38 protein-coding genes are annotated in these 25,910 nt (G+C 66.5%); 37 read left to right on the plus strand and 1 reads right to left on the minus strand.

The window, feature by feature from the left end:
• Positions 1-195: 195 nt before the first annotated feature.
• From rpsL to truA, 36 genes are all read left to right on the plus strand, one after another.
• The gene (rpsL, locus tag U9983_RS09075) at positions 196-570 is read left to right on the plus strand and encodes a 30S ribosomal protein S12 (protein WP_322747152.1); all 375 of its coding nucleotides are present in this window, start codon (positions 196-198) and stop codon (positions 568-570) included.
• Entirely contained in the window at positions 570-1,040 is a 471-nt protein-coding gene (gene rpsG / locus U9983_RS09080) for a 30S ribosomal protein S7 (RefSeq protein WP_322747153.1), read from the plus strand. Before rpsL ends, rpsG begins: the two co-directional genes overlap by 1 nt.
• 5 nt (positions 1,041-1,045) lie before the next feature.
• The gene (fusA, locus tag U9983_RS09085) at positions 1,046-3,142 is read left to right on the plus strand and encodes an elongation factor G (protein WP_322753592.1); all 2,097 of its coding nucleotides are present in this window, start codon (positions 1,046-1,048) and stop codon (positions 3,140-3,142) included.
• A 97-nt stretch (positions 3,143-3,239) separates the two neighbouring features.
• Complete coding sequence (gene tuf / locus U9983_RS09090; RefSeq protein WP_131748559.1) at positions 3,240-4,433, plus strand: elongation factor Tu; 1,194 nt, start codon at positions 3,240-3,242, stop codon at positions 4,431-4,433.
• A gap of 165 nt (positions 4,434-4,598) precedes the next feature.
• Positions 4,599-4,907: a 30S ribosomal protein S10 gene (rpsJ, locus tag U9983_RS09095; protein WP_322747155.1), complete on the plus strand. Its 309-nt coding sequence runs from the start codon at positions 4,599-4,601 to the stop codon at positions 4,905-4,907.
• Positions 4,908-4,923: 16 nt separating this feature from the next.
• On the plus strand, positions 4,924-5,679 hold the full coding sequence (gene rplC / locus U9983_RS09100; RefSeq protein ID WP_322747156.1) for a 50S ribosomal protein L3: 756 nt from the start codon (positions 4,924-4,926) through the stop codon (positions 5,677-5,679).
• Positions 5,676-6,503 (plus strand): 50S ribosomal protein L4, encoded by an 828-nt coding sequence (gene rplD / locus U9983_RS09105; RefSeq protein ID WP_322753593.1) that lies wholly within the window; start codon positions 5,676-5,678, stop codon positions 6,501-6,503. The genes rplC and rplD overlap by 4 nt, the downstream gene beginning before the upstream one ends.
• On the plus strand, positions 6,500-6,796 hold the full coding sequence (gene rplW / locus U9983_RS09110) for a 50S ribosomal protein L23 (protein ID WP_322747158.1): 297 nt from the start codon (positions 6,500-6,502) through the stop codon (positions 6,794-6,796). The genes rplD and rplW overlap by 4 nt, the downstream gene beginning before the upstream one ends.
• A 76-nt stretch (positions 6,797-6,872) precedes the next feature.
• On the plus strand, positions 6,873-7,706 hold the full coding sequence (gene rplB / locus U9983_RS09115) for a 50S ribosomal protein L2 (protein ID WP_322753594.1): 834 nt from the start codon (positions 6,873-6,875) through the stop codon (positions 7,704-7,706).
• A 71-nt stretch (positions 7,707-7,777) separates the two neighbouring features.
• A complete protein-coding gene (gene rpsS, locus U9983_RS09120; RefSeq protein WP_322747160.1) occupies positions 7,778-8,059 on the plus strand; it encodes a 30S ribosomal protein S19 in 282 nt (93 codons plus the stop codon).
• Positions 8,052-8,489, plus strand: coding sequence for a 50S ribosomal protein L22 (rplV, locus tag U9983_RS09125; RefSeq protein ID WP_322753595.1), 438 nt, complete (start codon positions 8,052-8,054; stop codon positions 8,487-8,489). Before rpsS ends, rplV begins: the two co-directional genes overlap by 8 nt.
• Positions 8,489-9,631: a 30S ribosomal protein S3 gene (rpsC, locus tag U9983_RS09130; protein ID WP_416211326.1), complete on the plus strand. Its 1,143-nt coding sequence runs from the start codon at positions 8,489-8,491 to the stop codon at positions 9,629-9,631. Before rplV ends, rpsC begins: the two co-directional genes overlap by 1 nt.
• Positions 9,632-9,635: 4 nt before the next feature.
• A complete protein-coding gene (gene rplP, locus U9983_RS09135) occupies positions 9,636-10,052 on the plus strand; it encodes a 50S ribosomal protein L16 (RefSeq protein ID WP_322747161.1) in 417 nt (138 codons plus the stop codon).
• Positions 10,052-10,351, plus strand: a complete 300-nt coding sequence (gene rpmC, locus U9983_RS09140; protein WP_322747162.1) for a 50S ribosomal protein L29 — start codon at positions 10,052-10,054, stop codon at positions 10,349-10,351. Before rplP ends, rpmC begins: the two co-directional genes overlap by 1 nt.
• Before the next feature lie 5 nt (positions 10,352-10,356).
• Entirely contained in the window at positions 10,357-10,719 is a 363-nt protein-coding gene (gene rpsQ / locus U9983_RS09145) for a 30S ribosomal protein S17 (protein ID WP_416211327.1), read from the plus strand.
• Positions 10,720-10,849: 130 nt separating this feature from the next.
• Positions 10,850-11,218: a 50S ribosomal protein L14 gene (gene rplN / locus U9983_RS09150; RefSeq protein WP_131748536.1), complete on the plus strand. Its 369-nt coding sequence runs from the start codon at positions 10,850-10,852 to the stop codon at positions 11,216-11,218.
• 11 nt (positions 11,219-11,229) lie between these two features.
• Positions 11,230-11,547: a 50S ribosomal protein L24 gene (rplX, locus tag U9983_RS09155; protein WP_322753596.1), complete on the plus strand. Its 318-nt coding sequence runs from the start codon at positions 11,230-11,232 to the stop codon at positions 11,545-11,547.
• Positions 11,548-11,555: 8 nt separating this feature from the next.
• Positions 11,556-12,140 (plus strand): 50S ribosomal protein L5, encoded by a 585-nt coding sequence (rplE, locus tag U9983_RS09160; protein WP_322747164.1) that lies wholly within the window; start codon positions 11,556-11,558, stop codon positions 12,138-12,140.
• Between the two features lie 66 nt (positions 12,141-12,206).
• Positions 12,207-12,392 carry a type Z 30S ribosomal protein S14 gene (locus U9983_RS09165; protein ID WP_322747165.1) on the plus strand — a complete coding sequence of 62 codons (186 nt, stop codon included), beginning with the start codon at positions 12,207-12,209 and terminating at the stop codon, positions 12,390-12,392.
• Between the two features lie 96 nt (positions 12,393-12,488).
• Complete coding sequence (gene rpsH, locus U9983_RS09170) at positions 12,489-12,896, plus strand: 30S ribosomal protein S8 (RefSeq protein WP_322747166.1); 408 nt, start codon at positions 12,489-12,491, stop codon at positions 12,894-12,896.
• Between the two features lie 11 nt (positions 12,897-12,907).
• Positions 12,908-13,444: a 50S ribosomal protein L6 gene (gene rplF, locus U9983_RS09175; protein WP_322747167.1), complete on the plus strand. Its 537-nt coding sequence runs from the start codon at positions 12,908-12,910 to the stop codon at positions 13,442-13,444.
• Between the two features lie 11 nt (positions 13,445-13,455).
• The gene (gene rplR / locus U9983_RS09180; RefSeq protein ID WP_322747168.1) at positions 13,456-13,824 is read left to right on the plus strand and encodes a 50S ribosomal protein L18; all 369 of its coding nucleotides are present in this window, start codon (positions 13,456-13,458) and stop codon (positions 13,822-13,824) included.
• Positions 13,825-13,873: 49 nt separating this feature from the next.
• A complete protein-coding gene (gene rpsE / locus U9983_RS09185; RefSeq protein WP_322753597.1) occupies positions 13,874-14,482 on the plus strand; it encodes a 30S ribosomal protein S5 in 609 nt (202 codons plus the stop codon).
• A complete protein-coding gene (gene rpmD, locus U9983_RS09190) occupies positions 14,482-14,667 on the plus strand; it encodes a 50S ribosomal protein L30 (protein WP_322753607.1) in 186 nt (61 codons plus the stop codon). The genes rpsE and rpmD overlap by 1 nt, the downstream gene beginning before the upstream one ends.
• Positions 14,664-15,158, plus strand: coding sequence for a 50S ribosomal protein L15 (gene rplO / locus U9983_RS09195; RefSeq protein WP_322747171.1), 495 nt, complete (start codon positions 14,664-14,666; stop codon positions 15,156-15,158). The genes rpmD and rplO overlap by 4 nt, the downstream gene beginning before the upstream one ends.
• 399 nt (positions 15,159-15,557) lie before the next feature.
• Positions 15,558-16,850, plus strand: a complete 1,293-nt coding sequence (gene secY, locus U9983_RS09200; RefSeq protein WP_322753598.1) for a preprotein translocase subunit SecY — start codon at positions 15,558-15,560, stop codon at positions 16,848-16,850.
• Entirely contained in the window at positions 16,850-17,503 is a 654-nt protein-coding gene (locus U9983_RS09205; protein ID WP_322753599.1) for an adenylate kinase, read from the plus strand. The genes secY and U9983_RS09205 overlap by 1 nt, the downstream gene beginning before the upstream one ends.
• 403 nt (positions 17,504-17,906) lie before the next feature.
• Complete coding sequence (gene map / locus U9983_RS09210) at positions 17,907-18,740, plus strand: type I methionyl aminopeptidase (protein WP_322753600.1); 834 nt, start codon at positions 17,907-17,909, stop codon at positions 18,738-18,740.
• A 162-nt stretch (positions 18,741-18,902) separates the two neighbouring features.
• Positions 18,903-19,124 carry a translation initiation factor IF-1 gene (infA, locus tag U9983_RS09215; protein WP_006541558.1) on the plus strand — a complete coding sequence of 74 codons (222 nt, stop codon included), beginning with the start codon at positions 18,903-18,905 and terminating at the stop codon, positions 19,122-19,124.
• A 113-nt stretch (positions 19,125-19,237) separates the two neighbouring features.
• On the plus strand, positions 19,238-19,351 hold the full coding sequence (rpmJ, locus tag U9983_RS09220) for a 50S ribosomal protein L36 (RefSeq protein WP_322747174.1): 114 nt from the start codon (positions 19,238-19,240) through the stop codon (positions 19,349-19,351).
• Positions 19,352-19,540: 189 nt separating this feature from the next.
• Positions 19,541-19,921: a 30S ribosomal protein S13 gene (rpsM, locus tag U9983_RS09225; protein ID WP_322747175.1), complete on the plus strand. Its 381-nt coding sequence runs from the start codon at positions 19,541-19,543 to the stop codon at positions 19,919-19,921.
• A gap of 90 nt (positions 19,922-20,011) precedes the next feature.
• Complete coding sequence (gene rpsK, locus U9983_RS09230; protein ID WP_013875088.1) at positions 20,012-20,416, plus strand: 30S ribosomal protein S11; 405 nt, start codon at positions 20,012-20,014, stop codon at positions 20,414-20,416.
• A gap of 177 nt (positions 20,417-20,593) precedes the next feature.
• Complete coding sequence (gene rpsD, locus U9983_RS09235) at positions 20,594-21,220, plus strand: 30S ribosomal protein S4 (protein WP_322747176.1); 627 nt, start codon at positions 20,594-20,596, stop codon at positions 21,218-21,220.
• A gap of 120 nt (positions 21,221-21,340) precedes the next feature.
• Complete coding sequence (locus U9983_RS09240; protein ID WP_322747177.1) at positions 21,341-22,390, plus strand: DNA-directed RNA polymerase subunit alpha; 1,050 nt, start codon at positions 21,341-21,343, stop codon at positions 22,388-22,390.
• Positions 22,391-22,455: 65 nt separating this feature from the next.
• Positions 22,456-23,109 carry a 50S ribosomal protein L17 gene (gene rplQ, locus U9983_RS09245; RefSeq protein ID WP_322753601.1) on the plus strand — a complete coding sequence of 218 codons (654 nt, stop codon included), beginning with the start codon at positions 22,456-22,458 and terminating at the stop codon, positions 23,107-23,109.
• 328 nt (positions 23,110-23,437) lie between these two features.
• Entirely contained in the window at positions 23,438-24,268 is an 831-nt protein-coding gene (gene truA, locus U9983_RS09250) for a tRNA pseudouridine(38-40) synthase TruA (RefSeq protein ID WP_322753602.1), read from the plus strand.
• 57 nt (positions 24,269-24,325) lie between these two features.
• Here the strand turns inward: truA and U9983_RS09255 are convergent, their stop codons facing one another.
• Positions 24,326-25,429 (minus strand): hypothetical protein, encoded by a 1,104-nt coding sequence (locus U9983_RS09255; RefSeq protein WP_322753603.1) that lies wholly within the window; start codon positions 25,427-25,429, stop codon positions 24,326-24,328.
• A gap of 258 nt (positions 25,430-25,687) precedes the next feature.
• On the opposite strand from U9983_RS09255, the gene rplM reads away from it, so the two are divergent.
• A partial coding sequence (gene rplM, locus U9983_RS09260; protein ID WP_322753604.1) for a 50S ribosomal protein L13 occupies positions 25,688-25,910 on the plus strand: 223 nt, incomplete at its 3' end.

Below are 25,910 nucleotides of genomic sequence, written 5' to 3' on the forward strand. Positions count from 1 at the left end.
TGGCCCGTCCTGCCGGGCCGGCGGCGACTTCGGACGGCCCGGCCCCACCTCAGGTGGACGGGCGCAATCCCATGGCAGACCGCTCGGGTTTCCCGACGGTTTTCCGAGGGGGTGCGACACACCCGACCGCGTGGGTCGGACACAGCTGACATATCGGCAGGTACCGGCAGGGACGGAAGAGGAACGGGAGCGGCGTTGCCGACGATCCAGCAGTTGGTCCGCAAGGGCCGGCAGGACAAGGTCGAGAAGACCAAGACCCCGGCACTCAAGGGGAGCCCGCAGCGTCGTGGCGTGTGCACCCGTGTCTACACGACCACGCCCAAGAAGCCGAACTCGGCGCTTCGCAAGGTCGCCCGTGTCCGGCTCCACAGCGGGATGGAGGTCACCGCCTACATCCCGGGGGTGGGGCACAACCTGCAGGAGCACTCGATCGTCCTGGTCCGCGGCGGCCGGGTGAAGGACCTTCCGGGCGTCCGCTACAAGATTGTCCGCGGGACGCTGGACACCCAGGGCGTCCGCAACCGCAAGCAGGGGCGCAGCAAGTACGGAGCGAAGAAGGAGAAGGCCTGATGCCACGCAAGGGCCCGGCTCCCAAGCATCCCGTCGTCGTCGATCCGGTCTACGGCTCACCGCTGGTGACAGCGCTGGTCAACAAGGTTCTCCTGAGCGGCAAGAAGTCGCTGGCCGAGCGGATCGTCTACGGCGCGCTCGAGGGTGCTCGGGAAAAGACCGGTAACGATCCAGTGGTCACGCTCAAGCGTGCCCTCGACAACGTCAAGCCGACGCTGGAGGTGCGCAGCCGCCGGGTCGGTGGTGCCACCTACCAGGTGCCGGTCGAGGTGCGCTCGAGCCGGAGCACGACCCTCGCGCTTCGCTGGCTGGTGGGCTATGCCCGGCAGCGGCGTGAGAAGACCATGACCGAGCGCCTCATGAACGAGCTGATCGACGCGAGTAACGGTCTCGGCGCGAGCGTGAAGCGGCGTGAGGACACCCACAAGATGGCGGAGTCCAACAAGGCCTTCGCCCACTACCGCTGGTAACCGATATGTCTGCTGACGTACCTACCGCGCTGGCCACGACCCGCAACATCGGGATCATGGCCCATATTGACGCGGGTAAGACCACGACCACCGAGCGGATCCTTTTCTACACCGGCGTCAACTACAAGATCGGCGAAGTCCACGATGGCGGTGCCACCATGGACTGGATGGAGCAGGAGCAGGAGCGGGGGATCACCATCACCTCCGCCGCCACCACCTGTACGTGGCGCGACAACATCATCAACATCATCGACACCCCGGGGCACGTCGACTTCACGGTCGAGGTGGAGCGCTCGCTGCGGGTCCTCGACGGTGCGGTCGCGGTCTTCGACGCCGTAGCCGGAGTCGAGCCGCAGAGCGAGACCGTCTGGCGCCAGGCTGACCGCTACAACGTCCCGCGGATCGCGTTCGTCAACAAGATGGACCGGGTCGGCGCCGAGTTCCACCGCTGCGTCGACATGATGGTCGACCGGCTCGCCGCGACCCCGGCTGTCATCCAGCTCCCGTGGGGCGTCGAGGCCGACTTCAAGGGTGTCATCGACCTGGTCGCGATGAAGGGCCTGCTCTGGCACACCGAGGACAAGGGCGCCTCCTACGAGATCGTCGACATCCCGCGTGACCATGCTGAGGCTGCTCAGGAGTGGCGGGACAAGCTGGTCGAGACCGTCGCCGAGAACGACGACAGCCTGATGGAGCTGTACCTCGAGGGCCAGGTGCCCAGCGAGGAGCAGCTGCGGGCGGCGCTGCGCCGGGCGACCCTGGTCGGTTCGGTGAACCCGGTCCTGTGCGGATCGGCGTTCAAGAACAAGGGCGTGCAGCCGATGCTGGACGCCGTTGTCGACTTCCTGCCGAGCCCGGTGGACATCGGTGTCACGGTCGGGCACGCGATGGGTCGCGAGGAGACCGAGGTCTCGCGTGCACCGGATGAGAACGAACCGTTCTCCGCGCTCGCTTTTAAGATCATGACCGACCCCTACGTGGGGAAGTTGACCTATATCCGGGTCTACTCGGGCCGGCTCACCGCCGGATCGCCGGTGCTGAACTCGACCAAGGATCGCAAGGAGCGGATCGGCCGCATCCTGCAGATGCACGCCAACCACCGCGAGGATCGCGAAGGTGTCGGTGCCGGTCAGATCGTCGCCGTGGTCGGCCTGAAGAACACGACCACCGGCGACACGCTCTGCGACCCGAACGCCCCGATCATCCTGGAGTCGATGACGTTCCCGGCGCCGGTCATCAGCGTCGCGATCGAGCCGAAGACCAAGGCCGACCAGCAGAAGCTGGGTACGGCCATCGGCCGCCTCGCCGAGGAGGATCCGACCTTCCAGGTCCGGACCGACGACGAGACCGGTCAGACGATCATCGCGGGTATGGGTGAGCTGCATCTCGACGTGCTCGTCGACCGGATGCGCCGCGAGTTCGGTGTCACAGCCAACGTGGGCAAGCCGCAGGTCGCCTACCGGGAGACCATCCGCCGCAAGGTCGAGAAGGTCGACTACACGCACAAGAAGCAGACCGGCGGTTCGGGGCAGTACGCCCGGGTGATCATCGATCTCGAGCCCTCCGGCGGTGACGGCGGTGGCTACGAGTTCGCGAACAAGGTCAGCGGCGGTCGTATTCCACGCGAGTACATCCCGTCCGTCGACGCCGGGTGCCAGGAGGCGATGGAGTTCGGTGTCCTTGCCGGTTACCCCCTCGTCGATGTGAAGGTCACCCTGACCGACGGTCAGTACCACGATGTCGACTCGTCCGAACTCGCCTTCAAGATCGCCGGTTCGATGGCGTTCAAAGAGGCGGCCCGCAAGGCCGACCCGGTCCTGCTCGAGCCGGTGATGGCGGTCGAGGTCACCACACCCGAGGACTACATGGGTGATGTGATCGGCGACCTGAACTCACGGCGCGGGCAGATCCAGGCCATGGACGAACGGTCCGGCGCACGCATCGTGAGGGCGACCGTCCCATTGTCGGAGATGTTCGGCTATGTCGGAGACCTGCGGTCGAAGACATCCGGCCGGGCCTCCTACTCGATGCAGTTCGACTCCTACGCCGAGGTCCCGGCGGGGGTTGCCAAGGAAATCATCGCGAAAGCACGCGGGGAGTGACGGGTGGCCGGGGCGGGGCGCACCTGCGCCGTCCCGGGCCTGACACGACCACGATCATCAGCACGGCACGACACCACCCGTCCTTGGAGGGACACCCGTGGCGAAGCAGAAGTTCGAGCGGAACAAGCCGCATGTCAACATCGGCACCATCGGTCACATCGACCATGGCAAGACCACGCTGACCGCGGCTATCACCAAGGTCCTGCACGACGCACACCCGGAGCTGAACCCCTTCACGCCGTTCGACCAGATCGACAAGGCGCCGGAGGAGAAGGCCCGCGGTATCACGATCTCGATCGCCCACGTCGAGTATCAGACCGACAACCGGCATTACGCCCATGTCGACTGTCCCGGTCATGCCGACTACATCAAGAACATGATCACGGGTGCCGCCCAGATGGACGGCGCGATCCTGGTCGTGTCGGCGACCGACGGCCCGATGCCGCAGACCAAGGAGCACGTGCTGCTCGCCCGCCAGGTCGGCGTGCCCTACATCGTCGTGGCGCTGAACAAGGCCGACATGGTCGACGACGAGGAGATTCTCGAGCTTGTCGAGCTCGAGGTTCGCGAGCTGTTGAGCTCGTATGAGTTCCCGGGTGACGACGTTCCGGTGGTTCGCGTCTCGGCGCTCAAGGCGCTCGAGGGCGACAAGGAATGGGGCGCGAAGCTTCTGGAACTGATGCAGGCTGTCGACGACTCCATCCCGGAGCCGGAGCGCGACATCGACAAGCCCTTCCTCATGCCGATCGAGGACGTCTTCACAATCACCGGACGTGGCACGGTTGTCACCGGTCGTGTGGAGCGAGGTGTCGTCAAGGTCAGCGAGACCGTCGAGATCGTCGGTATCCGGCCGGATGTCACCACGACGACCGTCACCGGTGTCGAGATGTTCCGCAAGCTGCTCGACGAGGGGCGTGCCGGTGACAACGTCGGCCTGCTTCTGCGTGGTGTGAAGCGCGAGGACGTCGAGCGTGGCCAGGTTGTCACCAAGCCGAAGTCGATCACGCCGCACACCAACTTCGAGGCGCAGGTCTACATCCTCAGCAAGGACGAGGGTGGTCGCCACACGCCGTTCTTCAACAACTACCGCCCGCAGTTCTACTTCCGGACCACCGACGTGACCGGGGTCGTGACCCTCCCCGAGGGTACCGAAATGGTCATGCCGGGCGACAACACCGAGATGACGGTCGAGCTCATCCAGCCGATCGCCATGGAGGACGGCCTGCGCTTCGCCATCCGCGAAGGTGGCCGGACCGTCGGTGCCGGTCGAGTCACCAAGATTCTCAAGTAGTCGCCGCGAGCGGCGGGCCGCAGGCCCCGTGGGGTCTTCACGCCCGCCGCTCGCGCGGTGCACGGACGTGTCAACAAGCGGTACATCCGGCGGCAGCTCCGGCCGGGAACGGACCCTGCAGGGCCAGCGAGCCGGACGAGACAGACAGGACAGGCGAAGCCCACCATGGCGGCACAGAAGATCCGCATCCGGCTCAAGGCCTACGACCACGAGATCATCGACAGTTCGGCGCGAAAGATCGTCGAGACGGTGACGCGGACTGGTGCGCAGGTCGCGGGACCGGTGCCGCTGCCGACGGAGAAGAACATCTACTGCGTGATCCGGTCACCGCACAAGTACAAGGACAGTCGCGAGCACTTTGAGATGCGCACACACAAGCGGCTGATCGACATTCTTGACCCGACGCCGAAGACGGTCGACTCGCTGATGCGCCTCGATCTTCCAGCCGGTGTCGACATCGAGATCAAGCTTTAAAGGGGCCGGCGCAGTCATGCTCAATCGCAACTACAGGGGCCTGCTGGGCACCAAACTCGGGATGACCCAGGTATGGGACGCGAACAACCGCATCGTCCCGGTCACAGTGATCAAGGCTGGCCCGAACGTGGTGACGCAGATCAGGACGTCGGATTCGGACGGCTACTCGGCAGTCCAACTCGGTTACGGTGAGGTCGATCCCCGTCGGGTGACGCAGCCGCTGCGCGGTCACTTCGCGCGCGCCGGGGTGCCCCCGCGGCGCCACCTGGTGGAGCTGCGCACGGCGGACGCCGAGAAGTACCGGCCCGGCCAGGAGCTCACCGGCGAGGTCTTCACCGCCGGTGAAGTGGTGGATGTGACCGGGACATCCAAGGGTAAGGGCTTCGCCGGTGTGATGAAGCGGCACGGCTTCAAGGGTCTTGGCGCCGGCCACGGTGTCGAGCGCAAGCACCGCTCGCCGGGTTCGGTCGGCGGCTGTGCCACTCCCGGGCGCGTGTTCAAGGGCCTGCGGATGGCCGGGCGGATGGGGCACGAACGGGTCACCGTCCCGGGCCTGACCGTCCACGCGGTCGACACCGAACGCGGTTATCTACTGATCAAGGGTGCGGTGCCCGGCCCTGACGGGGGTCTGGTGCTCGTCCGCAGTGCGGCCAAGCGTCCCGCCCCTGCCGACTTCGAGCCCGCTGACTTCGAGCCCGTTACCGAGATGGCAGCGCAGCCACCCGCCACGGGCGACAGCGCTGTGACATCCAGCGAGGAGGTGTCGACATGAGCGCAGCGACGACGGCAGCGCGCACCCGGTCGCGGGGTTCCGCGGATGCCACCGCCGAGCCCGAGACCCGCACGATCGTTGTCCACGCCCCCGCCGGTGGCGAGGTCGGCAGCACAGCGCTGCCCGGGGCGGTGTTCGACATCGCATTGAACGTCCCGCTCATCCACCAGGTGGTGGTGGCTCAGCTCGCCGCGGCGCGCCAGGGCACCCACTCGACGCTGACCCGCGGCGAAGTCCGTGGCGGCGGTCGTAAGCCCTACCGGCAGAAGGGGACAGGACGGGCCCGCCAGGGCTCGCTGCGTGCCCCGCAGTTCACCGGCGGCGGTATCGTCCACGGCCCCAAGCCCCGCTCCTACGACCAGCGGACGCCCAAGAAGATGAAGGCCGCCGCGCTGCGCGGCGCCCTGTCCGACCGGGCGCGCAACAACCGGATCCACGTCGTGTCGTCTCTGGTCGCCGGTGAGACGCCGTCGACGAAGGCCGCGGTCACGGCGCTCCGGGCGATCGCGGACACCCGCCGGGTGCTGGTCGTGGCGGCCCGCGACGACGACGTCACCTGGAAGAGCCTGCGCAACGTCCCCGCCGTGCATCTGCTCGATCCCGGCCAGCTCAATACCTATGACGTGCTCGTAAGCGACGATGTCGTGTTCACGCAGGGCGCTCTGGTGACGTTCCTGGCCCGATCGCAGCCGCCGGCGGGGGAGCCCGAAGCGGGCATCCCGGCCGGCGACGCGGAGGCACCGGGAGTCCCGGAGTCGTTGACCCGCCCCGGTCACGACGCGGAAGCCGATGACGACGCGGAAGCCGAGGAGGAAGCCAAGTGATTCCCGATCCGCGTGACGTGATCATCAAGCCGGTCGTCTCCGAGAAGAGCTACGGCCTGCTGGACGAGAACGTCTACACGTTCATCGTGCGTCCGGATGCCAACAAGACTGCGATCAAGATTGCGGTCCAGCAGATATTCAACGTCCGGGTGCTGCGGGTGAACACCATCAACCGCTCGGGAAAGCGCAAGCGCACCAAGGGCGGTTGGGGCCAGCGGAAGTCCACCAAGCGGGCCATGGTCAGCCTGGCCCCCGGGGACGCCATCGAGATGTTCGGAGGCCCTGGTGCGTGACACGCAAGCCGACGAGAACACCGCCAGGCGCCCGCTGGGCCCGGCGCGCCGTAGCTCGGACACGGGTAGGTAGACAATGGGCATTCGCAGGTACAAGCCGACCACCCCCGGCCGCCGTGGCTCGAGCGTGGCCGACTTCGTCGAGGTCACTCGTGACCACCCGGAGAAGTCGCTGGTCCGCCCGCTGCACTCGAAGGGCGGTCGCAACGTCCACGGGCGCATCACCACGCGGCACCAGGGTGGCGGTCACAAGCGTGCGTACCGTCTGATCGACTTCAAGCGGGACAAGGACGGCGTGCCGGCCAAGGTCGCGCACATCGAGTACGACCCGAACCGGACGGCACGGATCGCCCTGCTGCACTACGCCGACGGCGAGAAGCGCTACATCCTCGCCCCGGTGAAGCTCAAGCAGGGTGACATGGTCAGCTCGGGCACGACGGCTGACATCAAGCCGGGTAATGCCCTTCCGTTGCGCAACATCCCGACCGGCACGGTGGTACATGCCATCGAACTGCGTCCCGGTGGCGGAGCGAAGATCGCGCGTAGCGCCGGTACAAGCGTGCAGCTGGTGGCCAAGGACGGTCCCTTCGCCCAACTGCGGATGCCCTCCGGCGAGATCCGCAATGTCGACGTCCGGTGCCGGGCGACGGTCGGCGAGGTGGGCAACGCCGAACAGAGCAACATCAACTGGGGCAAGGCCGGCCGAATGCGCTGGAAGGGCCGTCGTCCCACCGTCCGCGGTGTGGCGATGAACCCGGTCGACCACCCACATGGTGGTGGTGAGGGCAAGACCTCCGGCGGCCGTCATCCGGTGAACCCCAAGGGCCGCCCCGAGGGCCGCACCCGTGCCACCCGCAAGGCGAGCGACGCGCTGATCGTCCGTCGTCGGAAGCAGAACAGGCGGCGGTGATCATGATCAATCCCATTCGGTGTCAATCGACACATGACCATCGGTTCTGAGCAGGAAGGAGGAGACACGCCATGCCACGCAGTCTGAAAAAGGGCCCGTTCGTCGACGACCACCTGCTCAAGAAGGTGGACGTGCAGAATGCCAAGGGCACGAAGAACGTCATCAAGACCTGGTCGCGGCGTTCGACGGTGATCCCGGACATGCTCGGGCACACCATCGCCGTGCACGACGGCCGCAAGCACATCCCGGTGTTCATCACCGAGGGGATGGTCGGTCACAAGCTCGGCGAGTTCGCGCCGACGCGGACCTTCCGCGGTCACGTCAAGGAAGACCGGAGGTCACGCCGTGGCTGACGACCTCGTGGACGGCCTCACCCGGTCCGGTCTGGACGGGGCGAAGGCCTCGGCCCGCTATGTCCGGGTCTCGCCGACCAAGGCACGTCGGGTCGTCAACCTGGTCCGTGGCCGTTCCGCCCGCGAGGCCCTGGACATCCTTCGCTTCGCCCCACAGGCGGCCAGCGAGGACGTGTACAAGGTGGTCGCGAGCGCGGTCGCGAACGCCGAGCACAATCACGGGCTTGACCCGTCCACGCTCTGGGTGGGCGAGGTCTACGTCGACGAGGGCCCGACGCTCAAGCGCATCCGTCCGCGGGCGCAGGGTCGTGCCTACCGGATCCGGAAGCGGACCAGCCACATCACGGTCGTCGTTGAAAGCCGGGAACCGGTTTCGGTGACCCGCGGCGCGTCGACCGGCGCATCGCAGACTGCAAGGAGGGCCCGGTAGTGGGGCAGAAGGTCAACCCGCACGGGTTCCGACTCGGGATCACTTCGGAGTTCACCTCTCGTTGGTACGCCGACAAGCAGTACAAGGCGTATGTCGGCGAAGATGTGAAGATCCGTAAGATGATGTCCCGGGGCATGGAGCGTGCGGGAATCAGCCGGGTCGACATCGAGCGGACCCAGGGCCGGCTGCGGGTGGACATCCACACCGCCCGCCCGGGGATCGTCATCGGACGTCGCGGCGCCGAGGCCGACCGCATCCGCGGCGACCTTGAGAAGCTGACCGGCAAGCAGGTCCAGCTCAACATCCTTGAGGTGAAGAACCCTGAGGTCGACGCCCAGCTCGTCGCGCAGGGCGTGGCGGAGCAGCTGTCGAGCCGGGTCAGCTTCCGGCGGGCGATGCGCAAGGCCATGCAGTCGGCGATGAAGGGCGGCGCCAAAGGCATCCGGGTGCAGTGTTCCGGACGCCTCGGCGGGGCCGAGATGAGCCGCTCGGAGTTCTACCGCGAAGGCCGGGTGCCCCTGCACACGCTGCGCGCCGATATCGACTACGGGTTCTACGAGGCCCGGACCACCTTCGGCCGTATCGGCGTGAAGGTCTGGATCTACAAGGGTGACATCGTTCAGAGCCGTGCGGAGCGGGAGGCGCAGGAGGCACTTCAGCGCCAGCACCGCCGGGAGCGTCCGCGCCGTGGGCCGCGGTCGGGTTCGTCGGGTACCACCACCGGCGGCACCGAGGCCGGTCGTGCGGCAGCGCGGCAGGGTGAGCGGCGGGGGGGTCGTGGCAGCGGCGGCGACGCAGCGACGGCCGGCGGTACCGCTGCAGGCGGTGCTGGTAGTGCCGCTGCCGGCGGTGTCGGTGCGGCCGACGCCAGTCCCGCACCGACCGTCGCTGCCCCGAGCGCGCAGGCGGATGTCCCGGCGGCTCCGGTTTCGGCTCCGCCAGCAGCTCCGGCTCCGGCAGCTCCGGCTCCGACCCCGGCAGCTCCGGCTCCGACCCCGGCTGCTCCGGCAGCAGCTCCGGCTCCGACCCCGGCTCCGCCCCCGGTAGCAGCGCCGACCCCGGCTCCGCCCCCGGCAGCAGCGCCGGCCCCGGTCGATACCGCCGCGCCCGCGACGCAGGCTGCCCAGGAGACGGAGGGCTAGGACGATGTTGATTCCCCGCAAGGTCGCACACCGCAAGCAGCACCACCCCGATCGTGGTGGCGCGGCCAAGGGCGGCACCAAAATCGCGTTCGGCGAATTCGGCATCCAGGCGCTCGAGTCCGCCTATGTGACGAACCGGCAGATCGAGTCGGCGCGTATCGCGATGACGCGTCACATCCGCCGTGGTGGCAAGGTCTGGATCAACATCTACCCGGACCGGCCGCTGACCAAGAAGCCGGCCGAGACCCGGATGGGTTCCGGCAAGGGTTCACCGGAGTGGTGGATCGCCAACGTCAAGCCCGGACGCATGATGTTCGAGCTCTCGGGTGTGGCCGAGCCGGTCGCCCGGGAGGCGATGCGGCGTGCCATCCACAAGCTCCCGATGAAGTGCCGGTTCGTGACCCGCGAGGGAGGTGCCTGATGGTGACCGCGACCGCGGACGAACTGCGGGCACTGTCCGGGCAGGACCTGGTGGACAAGCTCCGCGAGGCCAAGGAGGAGTTGTTCAACCTCCGTTTTCAGGCGGCCACCGGCCAGCTCTCCAACAACCGTCGCCTGCAGGCCGTTCGGCGCGACATCGCGCGCATCTACACGGTGCTTCGGGAGCGTGAGCTCGGTCTTGTCGATGATCCTGATCTGATCGGAACCGGTGTGGTCGGAGCGGTTGACGGCATCGAGCCGTTGCAGGCAACGGCGGCAATACAGGTGGAACGGGCGTGAATGGGATGACAACGGACGGCACCCCGACGACAGGCAACCCCCCGGCGGAGGCGGCGCCTACCGCGCCGGCCGCCGTGCCGACTACTGCGCCGGCCGCCGCGTCGGGCGCGACCGCCGATCGCGGCTTCCGCAAGGTTCGTGAGGGCCTCGTGGTCAGCGAGAAGATGGCCAAGACCGTGGTCGTCGCGGTGGAGGACCGGGTTCAGCACCCGCTTTACGGCAAGACCATCAGGCGTACCAAGAAGGTCAAGGCACACGACGAGAACAGTACAAGCGGCGTCGGTGACCGGGTTCTGCTCATGGAGACCCGGCCGCTGTCAGCGACCAAGCGCTGGCGTGTGGTGGAAGTGCTGGAGAAGGCGAAGTAGATCGACCAGCCGATCGTGTACGACCGGCCGAAGGCGGCGTGATCATGTTCTGCGCGCCGCGGGAGGCCTTGGAAGGGTCTAGCGAGCCGGCCGCCGGCAGGCGGGCGCAGACGCAGTTCGGGAGCGGGAAGTGATCCAGCAGGAGTCGCGACTTCGGGTCGCCGACAACACGGGTGCCAGGGAACTGCTGTGCATTCGGGTACTCGGCGGTTCGGGGCGTCGTTATGCCGGTATCGGCGACATCATCGTCGGGACCGTGAAGGACGCCCTGCCCGGGGCCGGCGTCAAGCGTGGTGACGTGGTCAAGGCGGTCGTCGTACGCACTACCAAGGAGCGCCGGCGTCCCGACGGCTCCTACATCCGGTTCGACGAGAACGCCGCCGTGCTCATCCGGGACGGTGGCGATCCCCGGGGTACGCGCATCTTCGGCCCGGTTGGCCGGGAGCTGCGTGACAAGAAGTTCATGAAGATTATTTCGCTGGCGCCGGAGGTGCTGTGACCGTGGCCGGAATGAAGATCAGGAAGGGTGACACGGTCCAGATCGTGACCGGTAAGGACCGTGGTCTCAAGGGAAAGGTCATCAGGGCTTTTCCCGTTGAGGACAAGGTGATTGTCGAGGGTGCGAACAGGGTCACCCGGCACACCCGGGTGAACACCTCGGCCCGCGGCTCGCAGTCCGGCGGGATCGTGACCCAGGAAGCGCCCATCCACGTCAGCAACGTCATGATTGTGGATCCGTCCGACGGCCGTCCGACCAGGATCGGCTACCGCGTCAACGACGACGGTACGAAGGTGCGGATCTCCCGCCGCACCGGCACCGAACTGTAGGGATCGAAATGACTACTATCACCGAATCCCGAGTCACCGAACCCCGTCCGTTGCCACGGCTCAAGCTGCGGTATCGCGAGGAGATCGCGTCGGGCCTGCGTGAGCAGTTCCACTACCCGAACGTGATGCAGATTCCGACCGTGGTCAAGGTCGTGGTCAACATGGGTGTCGGCGACGCCGCCCGGGACGCGAAGCTCATCGACGGCGCGTTGCGGGACCTCACAGCGATCACCGGCCAGAAGCCGGCCGTTCGTCGGGCGAAGAAGTCCATCGCGCAGTTCAAGCTGCGGGAGGGCATGCCTATCGGGGCGAAGGTAACCCTGCGTGGTGACCGGATGTGGGAGTTTCTGGACCGGCTCGTGTCGGTAGCCCTCCCGCGTATCCGTGACTTCCGGGGCCTGTCACCGAAGCAGTTCGACGGATCCGGTAACTACACCTTCGGCGTGGTCGAACAGTCGATCTTTCATGAGATCGACATAGACCGTATCGACCGGGTCCGCGGCATGGACATCACGGTTGTCACGACCGCTACCAAGGACGACGAGGGCCGCGCGCTGCTTCGCGGGTTGGGCTTCCCCTTCAAGGAGAACTGATGGTAACCGGTGGTGCGATTGTGGTTTTCGCACCACCGGCGGCCAGAGAGAAGGCATGGCAGGCAGATGGCGAAGAAGGCATTGATTGAAAAGTCGATCCGCAAGCCGAAGTTCGGCGTGCGGGGCTACACCCGTTGCCAGCGATGCGGGCGGCCGCGGTCGGTTTACCGGACGTTCGGTCTGTGCAGGGTATGCCTACGGCAGATGGCGCACCGTGGAGAGCTTCCCGGGATCACCAAGAGCTCGTGGTAGCGGGAAAGCTCCGCTGCTGACCCACACCACCCACCGGTTCGCGGCAGGCCCCGGTCCGATATTCCGGGGAACCGCCACGAGGAAGGCTCCAGCCCCATGACGATGACAGATCCAATTGCGGACATGCTGACCCGTGTCCGCAATGCCAACCGCGCATACCACGATCAGGTGGTGATGCCGAACAGCAAGATCAAAACGCATATTGCCGAGATCCTCCAGCAGGAGGGTTACATCGCCGGATGGCACGTTGAGGAGCCGCCGGAAGGCGCCGTCGGCGCGTCCCTCGTCGTGGAGCTGAAGTACGGCCCGAACCGGGAGCGCTCCATCGCCGGAGTGAAGCGCATCAGTAAGCCGGGCCTGCGGGTCTACGCAAAGGCGACCAACCTGCCCAAGGTGCTCGGTGGCCTCGGCGTGGCGATCATCTCCACGTCATCGGGCCTGCTCACCGACAGGCAGGCCAACAAGCGCAGGGTAGGCGGGGAAGTCCTCGCCTACGTCTGGTAGGGGGTCGCGCGATGTCACGCATTGGACGGCTGCCGATCTCGGTGCCCAGCGGCGTGGATGTGTCCATGGACGGCTCGGCGATCGTCGTCAAGGGGCCCAAGGGGACTCTCAGTCATTCTGTAGTGGAGCCGATCACCGTCAGTGCACAGGACGGTCAACTGCTTGTCACCCGCCCGGACGACGAACGCCGGTCGCGGGCGTTGCACGGTCTGACCCGTTCGCTTGTGGCCAACATGGTCACCGGGGTCACCAGCGGATACTCGAAGGCGCTTGAGATCGTCGGCGTCGGTTACCGCGTTCAGGCTCGGGGCTCGGATCTGGAGTTCGCACTCGGTTTCAGCCACCCGGTCGCGGTGAAGGCACCGGAGGGCATCCGGTTCGAGGTGCAGTCGCCGACGCGTTTTGTCGTTCACGGGATCGACAAGCAGCAGGTCGGCGAGGTGGCAGCCAAGATCCGTCGGCTCCGCAAGCCAGACCCGTACAAGGGCAAGGGTGTGCGGTACCAGGGCGAAGTCGTCCGCCGCAAGGTCGGCAAGTCCGGGAAGTAGGGGAACGGATCATGGCTGTCAGTGTCAGCGCCCAGCGGCGTTCGGCGAAGCTTCGCCGGCACGTGCGGATTCGCAAGAAGATCGCGGGTACACCCGCCCGCCCGCGGCTCGTGGTCACGCGCTCGGCTCGTCACATCTATGCCCAGGTCATCGACGACAGCGCCGGCCACACCCTCGTGTCAGCGTCCACGCTGGACGTGTCGCTGCGTGCCACGGACGGCGACAAGACCGCACAGGCGAAGGCCGTCGGGCAACTCGTCGCCGAGCGTGCCCGGCAAGCGGGAATTGCCGCGGTGGTGTTCGATCGTGGTGGTCGGACCTACCACGGCCGGATAGCCGCGCTCGCGGACGCCGCCAGGGAAGGCGGGCTGGAGTTCTGATGCCCCGCCGTTGGACGCGCGGAAACTCAACGAACAGGGAGATGTACTGATGCCAGGCCAGCAGCGCCGCGGAGGCGGCTCCGGCGGCTCTGACCGTCGGGAACGCCGCGACCGCCAGGGCGGCGGTCCGGCGCAGGACAAGAACGCCTACATCGAGCGTGTCGTCGCCATCAACCGGGTGGCGAAGGTGGTCAAGGGCGGTCGGCGGTTCAGCTTCACCGCACTCGTCATCGTTGGTGACGCGGACGGCACTGTGGGTGTGGGCTACGGTAAGGCCAAGGAGGTGCCGGCCGCCATCGCCAAAGGCGTTGAGGAGGCCAAGAAGCACTTCTTCAAGGTGCCGCGGATCGGCTCGACGATTCCGCACCCGATCCAGGGCGAGGCTGCGGCCGGAGTCGTGTTGCTCAAGCCGGCCTCGCCGGGTACCGGCGTCATCGCCGGTGGCCCGGTACGCGCGGTGTTGGAGTGCGCGGGTGTTCACGACGTCCTGTCGAAGTCGCTGGGCTCGTCGAACCCGATCAACATCGTGCATGCCACCGTCGCGGCACTACGGGGTCTGATGCGTCCCGAGGAGATCGCGGCACGCCGCGGACTGCCGATCGAGGACGTTGCGCCGCCTGCGATGCTGCGGGCCCGGGCGGCCGGGGTCGGTGCGTGATGGCACGCTTGAAGATCACCCAGATCCGCTCCGATATCGGCGGGACGCGAAACCAGCGTGAGACCCTGCGGACCCTCGGGCTCCGTCGAATCAGAGCCACTACTGTCCGCGATGACCGTCCGGAAGTGCGCGGGATGATCGCAACTGTGACCCATCTCGTTACGGTCGAGGAGGTGGATGAATGAGCAACCTGACCAAGACATCCGAGGTGGAGACGGCGGATGCCGCCCGCGGCCGCGGCCTCAAGATTCACCACCTCAAGCCCGCACCGGGCGCCCACAAGGCCAAGATGCGCGTCGGTCGGGGTGAGGGCTCCAAGGGCAAGACCGCCGGTCGCGGTACGAAGGGGTCGAAGGCGCGCAAGCAGGTCCCGGTCCGCTTCGAGGGCGGCCAGATGCCGCTGCACATGCGCGTGCCCAAGCTCAAGGGGTTCAGGAACCGGTTCCGCAAGGAATACCAGGTTGTCAATGTCGCCACTCTCGCCGAGCTGTTCCCGGCGGGTGGTGAGATCAGCGTGGATGACCTGGTCGGTGCTGGTGCGGTGCGCCGCAATGCTCTCGTGAAGGTCCTGGGCGACGGGGAGATCGGCGTGGCCCTTAATGTGAGCGCCCACGCGTTTTCCACCAGCGCCCGGGAGAAGATCCTCGCTGTCGGCGGCAGCGTCGTCGAGCTCTGAGGCTGTGCGGCGCCCCGTGCGACGCGAAGCCCCGTCCGGCGCTTCGCGTCGCACGGGGCTTCCGGCGGCGGGGGGCCCGGTAGCCGGGGTGATGCATGATTGTTCCGTCTCTGGTTGCGTCCGACCCACAGTTTTGTAACGATAAGCTAGGTCTGTTCTGAATAATCCGAAAGGCCATGGGCCAGCTGGCGCCGCCACTGATCCCGGCGGTGACCGACGGTTGTGCCGGCTCCGGGATCGGCCGTGATGCCGGCGCGCTGGATGCCATCGCTGGCCCATGTCGGGACGAGTGGACCGTCTCTACTGTTACAGTCGGCACACCGTGCACCGCCGGTCCTATGTTCGGTCGGGACAGTCGTCCATCGAGTGCGTTTGCCGTGACGATCAGCAGGAGGAGTCGTGCTCACCGCCTTCACGCGGGCCTTCCGCACGCCTGACCTGCGTAAGAAGCTGCTCTTTACGTTCGGGATCATCGTCCTGTTCCGGATGGGCAGCGTGCTGCCGTCTCCGGGGATCTCAACCAGTGCGATCAACCAGTGCCTGTCCTCCGCGAGCGCCGACAGCCGCAACGTCTACTCGCTGATCAATCTTTTCAGTGGGGGCGCTCTTCTTCAGCTCTCCATCTTTGCGCTGGGGATCATGCCGTACATCACGGCGAGCATCATCATCCAGCTGCTGGTCGTGGTCATTCCGCGTCTCGAACAGCTGAAGAAGGAAGGCACGTCCGGCGAGCAGAAGCTCACGCAGTACACCCGTTATCTGACTATTTCCCTGGGGGTGCTACAGGCGACCGGCATCGTCGCGCTCGCCCGCAGCGGCAACCTCTTCCCCGGCTGTTCCACGCCGATCATCCCGAACACCAGCCTGTTCCGCATCGCGGTCATCGTCATCACCATGACCGCGGGCACCGCCGTCATCATGTGGCTTGGCGAATTGATCACGAGCCGCGGCGTCGGCAACGGAATGTCCCTGTTGATTTTCACGTCGATCGCGGCCGCACTGCCGTCGCAGGGAACGCGGATTCTCCAGGTGGCCGGCGGTGTCGTCTTCACCCTGATTTGTCTGCTGGGTCTGGCGATCGTCGTGTTCGTGGTGTTTGTCGAGCAGTCACAGCGCCGGATCCCGGTGCAGTACGCCAAGCGGCTGATCGGCCGCAGGATGTACGGCGGTACCTCGACCTATCTGCCAATCAAGGTCAACCAGGCCGGCGTCATACCTGTGATCTTCGCGTCGTCCCTGCTCCAGCTTCCGCAGCTGCTCGGTCAGGTCTGGGACAACAGGACCTTCCAGGATTTCGAACAGCGCTACCTGGCTCGTGGTGATCATCCACTCTATCTGATTATCTATGCCGGTCTGATCATTTTCTTCACCTACTTCTACGTGGCCATCACTTTCAACCCGACCGAGGTGGCGGACAACATGAAGAAGTACGGCGGTTTCATCCCTGGAATTCGGCCCGGCCGGCCGACCGCGGAGTACCTCGATCGGGTCCTGTCGAGGATCACCCTCCCGGGTTCGCTCTTCCTCGGCGTCATCACGGTGCTGCCGCTGGCGCTGCTGAACCTCACCAAGCAGCAACCGTTCCCCTTCGCCGGCACCTCGGTACTGATCATTGTGGGGGTGGGGCTGGAGACCGTCAAACAGATCGAAAGCCAGCTCATGCTCCGCAACTACGAAGGTTTCCTGCGGTAGTGCGCCTCGTACTGGTCGGACCGCCGGGTGCGGGCAAGGGCACCCAGGCCGCGTTCATCGCCCAGGCGCGGTCGATCCCCAAGATCTCAACGGGAGACATCTTCCGGGCGAACGTCCGAGAGGGCACTGACCTCGGCGTGCTCGCGAAGCGGTACATGGATGCGGGTGATCTCGTTCCTGATGAGGTCACCATCGGGATGGTCCGAAATCGGCTCGCCGAGGAGGACGCCGCCAAGGGCTTCCTGCTTGATGGGTTCCCGCGCAACGTGCCTCAGGCCGAGGTCCTGGGGCAGCTGCTCGAGGGAATGGGTACGCGCCTGGATGTCGTCCTGGAACTCGTCGTCGACGACGATGAGGTGGTGCGGCGGCTGTCCGGGCGGCGGACCTGCCGTAACTGTGGGCACATCTGGCATGTGGACTTCGATCCACCCGCGGCGGAGGGCGTCTGCGATCGCTGCGGCGGTGAGCTGTTCCAGCGTGACGACGACCGTTCCGAGACCGTGCGCCACCGGCTGGAGGTGTACGCCGAACAGACCTCACCTCTGGTGGCCTACTACGCGGCAAAGGGCCTGCTGATCGGTCTCGACGCCACCGGCCCGGTGGACAACGTCACCGATCGTGCGTTGGACGCCCTGCGTCACTATGCCAGCTAGGGTCTGTCGCTCGGATGTTGATGAGTGCGTACGGTGATGGGGCGGTGATGGGGCGGGGGCGGTTGGCGGTGCCGGCGCTCTCGGTCGCGGCGCCCGTAGGCGGCGCCGTGCCGATTCGGCAGGCAGACTTGGGCGGGACCGCGGTTTCGGGTCACCCGGCCGAAGGGTACGCGATCATGGTTTTCGCGTGACCGGAGGCCGCAGGTAGACATGGCCGAAGGGTATGCGATCATGGTTTTCGCGTGACCGGAGGCCGCAGGTAGACATGGCCGAAGGGTATGCGATCATGGTTTTCGCGTGACCGGAGGCCGCAGGTAGACATGGCCGAAGGTAGTGCGATCATGGTTTTGTCGCACAGCCGGAGGCCTCGAACAGACCAGGGATACGGACCGGGGCGACGAGCGTGGCGCGACGAGAGCATGTCCAGATCAAGACCGATGGTGAGATCGCTAAAATGCGGGTGGCGGGACTTGTCGTCGCGCGCACCCTGGCGAAGCTGCGTGCGGCCGTCGAACCGGGTGTCAGCACCGCTGATCTCGATGCCGTCGCCGAGAAGGCCATCCGCGACGAGGGTGCCATCCCATCCTTCAAGGGCTACCAGGGCTTTCCGGCGACGATCTGCACGTCGGTCAACAACGAGGTCGTGCATGCCATCCCCCAGCGCAAGCGGGTGCTGCGCGAGGGAGATCTCATCTCGATCGACTGTGGCGCGATCGTGAACGGCTGGCACGGTGATGCCGCGATAACGGTGCCGGTCGGAGCGGTTGCGCAGAACCTCCTGGAGATGACCGAGGCGTGCGAGCAGGCACTGTGGCGAGGTCTGGCGGCTGCGCAGCTCGGGGGTAAACTCACCGACATCTCGGCGGCGGTGGAGCGTTACGTCCATCCACTCGGGTACGGCATCGTGGACCACTACGGCGGGCACGGGATCGGCACCGAAATGCACCAGCCACCCCACGTCCTCAACCATGGGCGACCGGGCCGCGGCATCCGGCTGGTCGAAGGGGTGGCACTCGCGATCGAACCGATGATCACGCTTGGTAGGCCGGACACAGCGGTGCTCGACGACGACTGGACGGTGGTCACCACCGACGGCTCGTTCGCCGCTCACACGGAACACACGGTCGCCGTCACATCGCGGGGGCCCTGGGTGCTGACCGAGCTCGATGGCGGCGTCGCGAAGTTCGCCGAGCTCGGTGTGGCCTGCGGCCAGCCGGCCCAGAGCTCCGCTGCCTGAGCGCAGCCCCGCACGGTGCTCGACCGTCCTGTTCGGTCGCACGGCAGAGCCAGGTTGGCTCTTGACGGATGGGCAACGTACACTTAGGAGCCGACGGTTAGTCGGGCGTTGACGTTCGTCTGTGTCCACCGTCGGACACCCGAGGGTAGGACAGCGGAGGACATGCCGAAGAAGGACGGGGCCATCGAGATCGAGGGCCGAGTTGTGGAGCCACTCCCGAACGCAATGTTCCGGGTTGAGCTTCAAAACGGTCATCGCGTTCTCGCCCACATCAGTGGCAAGATGCGTCAGCACTACATCCGAATCCTTCCGGAGGACCGGGTGGTCGTCGAGCTGTCCCCGTACGACCTGTCCCGGGGTCGGATCGTCTACCGCTACAAGTAAGCTCGCCTGGCCGACGGCGATGTGATGGTTGATCAGATCACTCGCCGGAGGCCGGGGATTCCCAGCCATCCGGACGCGCGCCCCAGCGGTTGCGCAAGGAGGTTCGTGCAGCCGTGAAGGTCAAACCAAGCGTCAAGAAGATGTGCGAGAAGTGCAAAGTGATCCGTCGCCATGGCCGGGTAATGGTCATTTGTGACAATCTGCGCCACAAGCAGCGTCAGGGCTGACGCCGTGGCCCGGTGGTCGGGAGCGATGCTTCGCGGCTACGGGGTGTTGGACATGCTCGTCAAAGCGTCACCGTGTCGTGTCAGACGGCACTCACCCCCGGTCGGAGGCCGGGGCCCGGTTCGACGGACAGCGCGCCGTGACGGGGTGGGGACGCTCAAGACCTCCGGTACAGGAAGGAAATACCTGGTATGGCACGCCTGTCAGGCGTAGACCTCCCGCGGGAGAAGCGGATCGAGGTTGGTCTCACCTACATTTTCGGGATCGGCCGGACCCGCTCACTGGAGACCCTCGCCGCCACCGGGGTCAACCCGGACACACGCGTTCGCGACCTCTCCGAGGAAGAGATCGTCAGCCTCCGGGAGTGGATCGACGCGCACTACCGGGTCGAGGGTGACCTGCACCGAGAGGTACGCCAGGACATCCGGCGAAAGATGGAAATCGGTTGCTACCAGGGCCTGCGGCACCGGCGGAACCTTCCCGTCCACGGGCAGCGGACCCACACCAATGCGCGTACCCGCAAGGGTCCACGCCGTGCCATCGCCGGCAAGAAGAAGGCCGGTAAGAAGTAGTAGTCAGCGGCTTTCGGTCGGTGTGACCACTGTCGGTCATCACCGTCGGGCACTGACCGACGACCTCGCAAACGGAGACCACGAGCACATATGCCGCCAAAGACGCGTGCCGCCGGGATCAAGAAGGTCCGGCGCAAGGAAAAGAAGAACGTCGCGCACGGCCACGCCCACATCAAGAGCACCTTCAACAACACGATCGTGTCGATCACGGACCCCAGCGGAAATGTGATCTCCTGGGCGAGTGCCGGGCACGTCGGGTTCAAGGGCTCCCGTAAGTCGACGCCGTTCGCCGCGCAGATGGCGGCGGAGAACGCCGCTCGCAAGGCGCAGGAGCACGGGATGCGCAAGGTGGACGTCTTCGTCAAGGGTCCGGGGTCGGGCCGGGAGACGGCGATCCGCTCCCTGCAGGCGGCTGGCCTTGAGGTCGGCGCCATCCAGGACGTGACCCCGACGCCTCACAACGGTTGTCGGCCGCCCAAACGACGTAGGGTCTGACCCGGTACATCAGGGCCCGCGGTGGCGCGAGGAATGCCTCGGTCGCGCTACCTCTGGCGGAGTTCGCGCCGGCAACACCAGGGCTGAGTGGTCACCAGGTGATCACTCAAGGCCTCCGGTGGCGCGACGAAACACATGATCGCGCCATCTCTGGCCGAAAAGGAGAGAAGGACAAGCATGGCCCGCTATACCGGCGCGGACTGCAAGCGCTGCCGCCGTGAGAAGACGAAGCTGTTCCTCAAGGGCAGCAAGTGCGAGTCACCCAAGTGCCCGATCGAGATCCGGCCGTATCCTCCGGGTGAGCACGGCCGTGGCCGCACCAAGGACTCCGAGTACCTGCTGCAGAAGCGTGAGAAGCAGAAGTGCGCACGCATCTACGGGATACTTGAGAAGCAGTTCCGCGGCTACTACGACGAGGCGAACCGCCGAACCGGCAAGACCGGCGACGAGCTGCTGAAGATCCTCGAGTCGAGGCTCGACAACGTTGTCTACCGGGCTGGCTTCGCACCGTCGCGTGACGCTGCCCGCCAGGCTGTGCGGCACGGGCACGTCGTGGTCAACGGTAGGAAGGTCGACATCCCGAGCTACCGGGTCAGCGAGAACGACATCGTCGAGATCGCGCCCAAGGCACGTGAGCTGACCCCCTTCATCATCGCGCGCGAGACGGCGGGCCAGCGCACTGTTCCGGCCTGGCTGGAGGTCATCCCGACCCAGCTGCGGGTGTTGGTGCACTCGCTGCCGGCCCGTCAGGTGATTGACACACAGGTCCAGGAGCAGCTGATCGTCGAACTGTACTCCAAGTAGCGTAGACTTCAACTTTTCGTTCGACATGGGTGGGGTGGACGGAGATCCCGCCCATGGGCTCCGTCCGGAGTCGAAGTCACGGCGTCATATGGCGGTCGCCGTGTTTGGAAGGATGTAACGATGCTCATCGCACAGCGCCCGACGCTGGCCGAGGAACCGATCTCCGAGTTCCGCTCGCGGTTCGTCATCGAACCGCTTGAGCCCGGGTTCGGTTACACCCTCGGTAACTCCCTTCGCCGTACTCTGCTGTCCTCGATTCCCGGTGCGGCGGTGACCAGCATCCGCATCGACGGGGTACTGCACGAGTTCTCCACGGTTCCAGGGGTGAAAGAGGACGTTACCGACCTGATCCTGAACCTGAAGGAACTGGTCGTGAGTTCCGAGAACGACGACCCCACCGTGATGTACCTGCGCAAGCAGGGCCCGGGCGTGGTCACGGCGGCAGACATCGCGCCGCCGGCCGGCGTCGAGGTACACAGCCTGGACCTGGTGCTGGCGACTCTCAACGAAAAGGGCAAGCTCGAGATCGAGCTGACCGTCGAGCGGGGGCGTGGCTATGTCAGCGCCACCCAGAACAAGCAGGCGGGCCAGGAGATCGGCCGGATCCCGGTCGACTCGATCTATTCTCCGGTTCTCAAGGTCACCTACAAGGTCGAGGCGACCCGTGTCGAGCAGCGGACCGACTTCGACCGACTGATCGTGGATGTCGAAACCAAGCAGTCGATCTCGCCGCGGGATGCGATGGCCAGCGCTGGCAAGACGCTCGTCGGTCTGTTCGGTCTCGCGCAGGAGCTGAACGCCGAGGCGGAGGGTGTCGACATCGGTCCTTCCGCGGCGGACGCCGCCCTTGCCGCGGATCTGGCGCTGCCGATCGAGGAGATGGATCTGACCGTCCGCTCCTACAACTGCCTCAAGCGCGAGGGCATTCACACGATCGGTGAGCTGGTGTCCCGCAGCGAGGCGGACCTGCTCGACATCCGCAACTTCGGCCAGAAGTCGATCGACGAAGTCAAGACGAAGCTTGCTGGGATGGGTCTGCAGCTCAAGGATTCCCCGCCGGGATTCGACCCGCGACAGGCAGTGGACACCTACGGTACCGACACCTACCACGCTCCGTTCAGCGATCCGACCGACGATGGTGCGGAGTTCGTCGAGACCGAGCAGTACTAGACACAACGGCACCTGTGGCGCCCGTAACACGCTGACGGACAGCGAAAGGAACGAGGAGCACTGTCATGCCCACGCCTTCCAAGGGCCCCCGGCTCGGCGGCAGTCCCGCACATGAGCGGCTGATGCTGGCCAACCTCGCCACCGCGCTGTTCGAGCACGGCGGTATCACCACGACGGAGACCAAGGCCAAGCGCCTGCGCCCGTACGCCGAGCGGCTGGTGACCTTTGCCAAGCGCGGCGATCTGGATTCGCGGCGCCGCGTGCTGCGGGTGGTCCGGGACAAGTCCGTCGTGCACGTTCTGTTCACCGAGATCGGCCCGCGCTATGCCGACCGCGACGGCGGTTATACCCGCATCGTGAAGCTCGGGCCCCGCAAGGGCGACAACGCCCCGCTGGCGCGCATCGAGCTCGTCGAGGCTATGACGGTCGCGCAGGAGGCGGTGGGCGAGGCCGAGCGGGCGCGCGGCAGTCGCTTCATCTCCCGGCGGCGGCCGACCGGTGCGACAGCGGAAGCCGCTGCGGATCTCGCGAAGGAGTCGCCGACCGCGGCCGCGGTGGCGGCGGAGGCGGAGGCCGCTGCGGGTGTAGCCGACGCCGAGCAGACACCGGCTGATGCGACCGATGTGGCTGATGTGGCGGCTACGTCCGATGCGGCTGCCACGGCCGATGCGGCTGCCACGGCCGCCGATGACGGGACCGGCGCCCCCACGGCGCAATAGAAGCGCCCGGCAACAGGTACGCGGGGTCGCGGGGCCGGGCGCGCGTGCACAGAATCAGAATCATGATCGTGTGTCCGTCGGCTCCCTGAGGCCTGTTCGGTTGATCATCGTCGGTATCGACTGGTGTTCACCGGACAGGCCCTGGCGATCTGCTCAGGAACCCCAGCTCGCGCGAGCCCACCATCCGCTGGAGGATGGTGGGCTTCGTGTTTCGCGTCACACCATGATCCTGGTGATCCCCGATGTCTTTCCCGCCACTTCGCATCCGGCAGGACAATGTGATCAACGGTGTGATTCAGAACTGTCCGACCGGAATCGTCAGGATGCCGTGAACGCCTCAGACGGGCTGCAGCGCCTGCGCCTCGACCTGGCCTATGACGGGACGCTGTTCGCGGGCTGGGCACGCCAGCCCGGACGGCGGACCGTGCAGGGTGATGTCGAAGACGCTCTGATGCGGGTCGCGCGGTTGCCCGCCGTCCGGCTCACGGTTGCCGGCCGGACCGATGCCGGCGTCCATGCGCGTGGCCAGGTGGCCCACGTTGACATTCCCGATGACGTCCCGCTCGGCGGGCTCGCTCGCCGACTCAACGGCGTGCTGGAGCGTTCCGTGCGGATCACGGGCCTCGCGCCGGCCCCGCCGGGGTTCGACGCCCGCTTCTCGGCGTTATCGCGGCGCTACGTCTACCGGATCGGGGACGCGCCGTACGGGGTCGACCCGCTACGCCGCCACGACACGTTGGCCTGGCCGCGCCCGCTGGACGCCGAGCGGATGCGGCACGCGGCCATCACACTGCTGGGTGAGCACGACTTCAGCGCCTTCTGCCGGCGTAGGGAGGGCGCGACCACCGTGCGGACGCTGCTGCGCCTTGACGTGGCACGGGTGCACGACGGCGTGGTGGCCGCCGACGTGGAGGCGGATGCCTTCTGCCACTCGATGGTCAGGGCATTGGTGGGGGCGCTGCTCGCCGTGGGGGAGGGCCGCCGTCCCCGGGAGTGGGCCGCGCGGGTCCTCGTGCGAGGTGTCCGCGACCCGGCGGTGACCGTGGTTGCGCCGCATGGCCTGACCCTCGTCGAGGTCCGCTACCCTCCTGACACCGATCTCGCCGCTCGTGCGGCGGTGACCCGGGCAGTCCGGGTCCCCACGACCTCGTCCGGCTAACCGGTCGCTCTAAGTGGTCGGTGGCGACCACTTAGGCCAAAGGGTACGCGACGATCGTCAGTGCGGCCCGTGGCCGGTGAGGCCGCGTCGAAAGATCGGCTCGGTGGCAAGTAGCGCGAGATCGTGGCTGGCGGTGCTCAACGCGGGGTCAGCAGCTGCTCCCTGGCTACCGTCGGTGTAGGCGAGCTGCAGCACGATCAGGTAATGGCCGCTGACCCGCGCGTTCCGCCACGAGTTGTCGCCGGTCGGATTCGTGACCACCGCGCCGGGCAGAGCGTCCGCCGGCACCGCCACGGCCGGTACGCCACCCTGGCCGGCAGCGACCACGCTTGCCGCCTTCGCAGCGGTAGTCGCCTCGTCGAGAACGAGAACGGACACCGCTGCCAGCACCCGGCGTCCGGACGTCTCCGATTCACTCAGATACACCGCGTGGACGAGCTGCCGGCACCGGTCGCCGGGCAGCGCGGTAGCGAGTTCACCGGTGAGACCCGGGCACCCGACCTCCAGCGTGGATGCGAGCCGCCGGTAGGAACGAAGATCGAGAGTGGCACGGTCGGCGGCGAAGAACTCGCTGGCTGTGACCGGGTCGGAATCCGTCCGCGCGCTTTCGATGAAACCGGGGCCGACCAGCCCCGGGCCTGCCGTTGCCACCGGCGGTGAGGCCCGCCGGCTGCTGCGGCTGTCATGCTTGGCGACGATGGCGACAGAGGCGATCACCAGGGCAGCCACAATGCCCGCCACTGTGATCAACCTAGCGATGTAACCCCGGGTCACGGGACGAACGGGGGCCGGCGGGCGGCGCGCATCATCCTGCGCGTCCAGATCCTGCGCGTCCAGATCCTGGATAGGCACCAACGCGCCGTCGGTTGCCGCAGCCGATGTGGCCGGGGGCGCTGAGTCCATTGCTGCCGGTCCGGTTGTTGCCGGTCCGGTTGCTGCCGGTCCGGTTGCTGCCGGCCCGGGGATTGCCGGATCCGGCATGCCCGGATCCGGGACGGAGCTGCCGGCGTCGGGGGTCCATACCGGCCTGCGGATCGAGGACGGCAATCCACGCAGCGGGCCGAACAGCGGGTCGTCGGCGGGCGGGGCCCACAGATCGCCGGGATGTTCGAGGGCGTCCCCCGAAACGCCGGGTGAACGCTCTGGCGGTTTCTCATCCACCTGCCGCAGACTACGGCGTGCTCGGTGGATCTTCATCGGCTGCCGATCAGTTCGCAGACCTCGCCGGCCGGCTGCGTCGTCCGCCTGGTAACCTCAAGGACTAGCCGGCCAAAGGCGATGCGATCAGCGGTCTTTTCGCGTCATCGGCGGCCTCGGAGGACCTAACGCTCATGACGGGTTGCGAGATCCAGGCGTCAAGCGGCGTGAGCGGCCCGACGGCACAATCGAACGCATCCGCTGACAAGAAAAGGCAGACCTGTGCGCACGTACCAGCCCAAGCCCACGGACATCCAGCAAGCCTGGCATGTCATCGATGCCACGGACGTGGTGCTCGGCAGGCTGGCCAGCCAGGCCGCTCAACTGCTGCGAGGCAAGCACAAGCCGACATTCGCGCCGCACATCGACACCGGTGACTTCGTCATCGTCGTGAACGCGGGCAAGGTCGCCCTGAGTGGTAACAAGCGCGAGCAGGCCCAGTATC

It is taken from the genome of Protofrankia sp. Cas3, assembly GCF_963555955.1.
Taxonomy (GTDB): domain Bacteria; phylum Actinomycetota; class Actinomycetes; order Frankiales; family Frankiaceae; genus Protofrankia.